This is a genomic window from Janthinobacterium sp. AD80 (genome assembly GCF_002878455.1).
Taxonomy (GTDB): Bacteria; Pseudomonadota; Gammaproteobacteria; order Burkholderiales; family Burkholderiaceae_D; genus Janthinobacterium.
In genome coordinates this window covers 1-2,396 of record NZ_NRDQ01000288.1, presented here as the reverse complement: position 1 = coordinate 2,396, position 2,396 = coordinate 1, and the positions used below count along the sequence as shown (strand labels likewise).

Annotated in this window: 3 protein-coding genes; 1 reads left to right on the top strand and 2 read right to left on the bottom strand. The window is 67.7% G+C overall.

What is annotated here, in order from left to right; genetic code table 11:
- Both JaAD80_RS28750 and JaAD80_RS28745 read right to left on the bottom strand, forming a co-directional pair.
- Positions 1–999, bottom strand: a 999-nt coding sequence (locus JaAD80_RS28750) for an ATP-binding protein (protein WP_102299585.1), incomplete at its 3' end; no start/stop codon positions are given.
- Positions 999–1,751, bottom strand: coding sequence for a response regulator (locus JaAD80_RS28745; RefSeq protein ID WP_102299584.1), 753 nt, complete (start codon positions 1,749–1,751; stop codon positions 999–1,001). The genes JaAD80_RS28745 and JaAD80_RS28750, both read right to left, overlap by 1 nt.
- Positions 1,752–1,884: 133 nt before the next feature.
- Between JaAD80_RS28745 and JaAD80_RS28740 the strand changes: the two genes are divergently transcribed.
- Positions 1,885–2,396 (top strand): efflux RND transporter periplasmic adaptor subunit (locus JaAD80_RS28740; RefSeq protein ID WP_146012602.1); only part of this gene is annotated, 512 nt, incomplete at its 3' end.

Here is a 2,396-nt window from a genome sequence, read left to right as displayed (position 1 = left end):
GCCGCCGCCGTGGGCGCGGGCGATGGCCTCGACCACGGCCAGCCCCAGGCCGCTGCCCGCGCTGACGTCGTCGCGTGCGCTGTCGCCGCGGCGGAACGCTTCGAACACATGCGGCGCCAAATCCTCCGCAATGCCGGGGCCTGCGTCCTCGACGCTCAGGTAGTACTGGCCGGCCTGCACGCGCGTACGCACGCGCAGCAGGCCAGGATGGGCGTAGCGGCGTGCGTTGTCGAGCAGGGCCAGCACGATTTGCCGGATGCGCGCCGCGTCGCAGCAGACGGGATGGTCGGACAGGTGCAGTTGCAGGGTGAAGCCGGCCGCGGTCATCTCCGGCGCCAGCAGGCGGCGCACTTCCTCGATTTCCAGTGTCAGGTCGGTCCACGCCATGCGCAGCTGCATGTGGCCGCTGTCGGCCAGGCTCAGGGTGCGCAAGTCCTCGATCAGGCGGCCCAGGTCTTCCACTTGCGACAGCAGGCTGGAAAACGGCACTTCCTCGGGCTTGAAGACGCCGTCGACGACACCTTGCAAGGTGCCGCGCAGGATGGTCACGGGCGTGCGCAGCTCGTGCGCGATGGCCGCGTTCCACGTCTCGCTTTCCTTGGCCGCGCGCTGCAGGCGTTCGGCCATGCTGTTGAAGTCATCGACCAGCATGGCTGTCTCGCCCAGGCTGCGGTCGCCGGCGAAGGCGCGCGCGGACAGGTCGCCGTGGGCCACGCGGCGCACGCTGTCCATCACGGAATTGATCGGCTTGAGAATGCGCGAGGCCAGCTTGATGGCGAAGAACGCGGCCAGCAGCAGGCCGAAAATGGTGATGGCGAAGATCCACAGCCACTCGACGGTGCTGGGCGACCAGTCGTCCGGCTCGGACAGCATGCCGGGATCGATCTTGAAGGCGATGGCAAAAAACATCCAGGATCCGATCCAGATGATCAGGATGCTGCTGACCATCAGCACGGACATCGACAGGATGATCTGCCGGTTCAGGCCCGTGAAACGCATCAGTCGCTTTCCAGGCGGTAGCCGACGCCGCGCAGGCTGGCCGGCATGTTCATCACGCCCGCTTCCTCCAGCTTCTTGCGCAGCTTGCTGACGTGGCTGTCCACCGTGCGCTCCATTGAATTACTCTCGGGCATGCACGACTCCAGCAATTCCAGGCGCGTGCAGACGCGGCGCGGCGTGCGCGCCAGGTGCGCCAGCAGGCGGAACTCCGTCAGCGTCAGGCTGAGCATGAGAGGCTGGGCCATGCCATCGCGCAGCACGCTGGCCACATAGGTTTCCTGGTCGATTTCGATGGGGCCGCAGCGCAGGCGCTGGCCGCCCACCGGGTGGTGGCGCACGCGCGAGCGGCGCAGCACGGCGGCCACGCGGGCCACCACTTCGGCCGGATTGAAGGGTTTGATGATGTAGTCGTCCGCGCCCACGCGCAGGGCGGCCAGCTTGTCGGCATCCTGGTCGCGCGCCGTCAGCATGATGACGGGCGTTTCGCCGCGCCGCCGCACTTCCGTCAGCACGCCCCAGCCGTCGATCCTGGGCATCTGCACGTCGAGCAGCAGCAGGTCGGGCGCCAGCGCCAGGTGCTGCTGCAGCGCCTCCTGGCCATCCATCGCGAAGGCCGTGCGGTAGCCGTCGCGCTCCAGGTAGCCGGCCAGGATGCGCGCGATCTGCGGTTCATCTTCGGCGATCAGCACGAGGGCGGCGGGCGGGGTGGTGGCGAGGAACGACGGTTGGCTGGCGCTGTGGAGATAGTTCATGCGCGGAGTCTAGCATTCTTCGCTGTCTCCATCGAATCTCCACATTTCTTTGACGGAACATCCACGCAGGGCTTTTATGCTGCGCTTATCTGTCGACCGGACCGCCGGTTGGGATCTGCCATAGAGAAAGACCATGCATCCGAGCTTCTTCACCCAAAAAAATAGTTTGATCGCCGCGGCGCTGCTCAGCCTTGCCGCCTGTTCCCAACCCTCACCGGAAGAGGCGGCCACGCCGCCCGCCGCCGTCACCGTGCTCAAGCTGCAAGCGGCGCCCGTCGTGCTCAGCGACGAGTTGCCGGGCCGGGTGGCCGCCTTCCGCACGGCCGACATCCGCCCGCAAGTGGGCGGTATCGTGCTGCGCCGCCAGTTCGAGCAGGGCGCCGACGTCAAAGCGGGGCAGAAGCTGTTCCAGCTGAACCCCGCGCCATTCCAGGCGGAAGTCGATTCGGCCGCAGCCGCCCTGCAGCATGCGGTGGCCACGGCGAAGCGCGCCAGCAGCCAGGCCGACAGGTTAAAGCCGCTGGTCGAGGCGGACGCCATCAGCCGCCAGGCGTATGACGATGCCGTGGCCCAGCGCGAGCAAGCCGTGGCCACCGTGGCGCAGGCGCGCGCGACCCTGGCGCGGCGCCGCCTGGACCTGGCCTT

Bases quoted from the DNA above. Each gene is read 5' to 3' on its own strand.
- JaAD80_RS28745 (WP_102299584.1), bottom strand. From the start codon at position 1,751: ATGAACTATCTCCACAGCGCCAGCCAACCGTCGTTCCTCGCCACCACC.